At 70.8% G+C, this 1334-nt stretch carries 2 protein-coding genes; one reads left to right on the top strand and one right to left on the bottom strand.

Annotated elements, in window-relative coordinates; all coding sequences use genetic code 11:
* Positions 1-449 precede the first annotated feature (449 nt).
* Positions 450-707, top strand: coding sequence for a DUF6087 family protein (locus AB0P17_RS43260; protein WP_365820619.1), 258 nt, complete (start codon positions 450-452; stop codon positions 705-707).
* Positions 708-884: 177 nt separating this feature from the next.
* On the opposite strand, the gene AB0P17_RS43255 is transcribed toward AB0P17_RS43260, so the two are convergent.
* Complete coding sequence (locus tag AB0P17_RS43255) at positions 885-1106, bottom strand: DUF397 domain-containing protein (protein ID WP_365820617.1); 222 nt, start codon at positions 1104-1106, stop codon at positions 885-887.
* Positions 1107-1334: the final 228 nt, after the last annotated feature.

Here is a 1334-nt window from a genome sequence, read left to right as displayed (position 1 = left end):
AAGTGTGCTGGCCGGCGCCCGGTCACTCACCGCGATCACCGAGTGGATCTCCGACGCCCCTGTCCGAGCCTGCCGGGCCCTCGGCTTCCCCCCTTGGACCCACTGACCGGCGCGGTGTCCGTCCCGCACCCCCATACCCTGCGCCGTCTCCTCGTCCAGTTGGACAGTGACGCCCTCGACCAGGCAATCGGAGCCTTCCTGGCCGCCCGTCGGTGACCTGTCGGCCCGCACCGCCTACGCGGACAGTGAGAGGGCGACGAAGGCTTCGCCGACCCTCCTGGACGACTGGATGCCGGCCTTTCGCCCAACTCGCCGCGCCCGGCGCACATCTCGTCCGTGCCGCCCGGAGCGACGGAACGCCCCTGCTCCACCTCTTCGACCCCGACCGGGAGTCCTTCGCCGAGTTCATCGCCCGTGACGGCAGGTGGACGGTTCGGCAGGGCGGCCCTGTGCCCCTGTGGGACCGGATCGAGGAGGTGCTCGTCGCCTGGGAGGCCGCAGGGAACCCTCGCCTGATCCAGCGGTGGAACGGGTACGCGTGGGAGGCGCACGGCTTCGCAGCCAAACTCGCGGAGGCGAAGCGCATCCAGTACCCCGACTCGAAGATCGAGCTCCCGGCGCAGGAGCCGGGCCCGGCCCCCAGGCCCCTCGGCCCAGGCATCGGCAGACACCGAAAGCCCCAAGCATCCGGACCCGAGCGGCGCTGACTCTCAGCCGCTCGGGGGAACCTCAGGCGGGGGCGGATGTCGGACGGCGGGAAGGTCTCCCTGCTGCGCATCGCCGCCCTCGGCACCGGAACGCCGACCGAAAGGCGAGCCGGGCCCCCGTCACTCCGGGGGAGGGTGACGGCGGCCCGGCGAACCGGTGTGCGCTGTGCCGAGTGATCAGACAGTGCCGAACTCGCCGGACTTGACGCCCGCCACGAAGGAAGCGAACGCGCTGGTAGGGATGTCCAGGGTCGGGCCGCTCGGGTCCTTCGAGTCACGGACGGGGACGACGCCGGAAGCTGCGCATGCGGGGGCCCATTCGACGCACTGCCCGCCGTTCCCTTCGCTGTAGCTGCTCTTGACCCACTCCGTGCGGGAGAGGTCGGGGGTGGGGGTCATGGGTGTACGCCTCCATAACGTGACGGATGAGAGAGAGGGAGTCATCGCGTGACAGGGCATCCGCGCGCAGCCGCTCGTAGGCCGCTCGTGCGTCGGCTACCGCTTCCGCCGAGTCGTCCACCTGCCCTCGTACATAAGACCGACCGGCGAATGGGGGGTGGGAGAAGGAGCGGGGCTGGGGTGCGTGCATCGCAAGGCGGAGGATCGAGGCATGGCGGAGCCATGGTG

Source organism: Streptomyces sp. NPDC088124, assembly GCF_040685895.1.
Taxonomy (GTDB): Bacteria; Actinomycetota; Actinomycetes; order Streptomycetales; family Streptomycetaceae; genus Streptomyces.
This window is presented reverse-complemented; position numbering and strand designations above follow the sequence as displayed.

Excerpts from the sequence above, each read along its gene's own strand:
- AB0P17_RS43255 (WP_365820617.1), bottom strand. The coding sequence starts at position 1,106 with ATGACCCCCACCCCCGACCTCTCCCGCACGGAGTGGGTCAAGAGCAGC.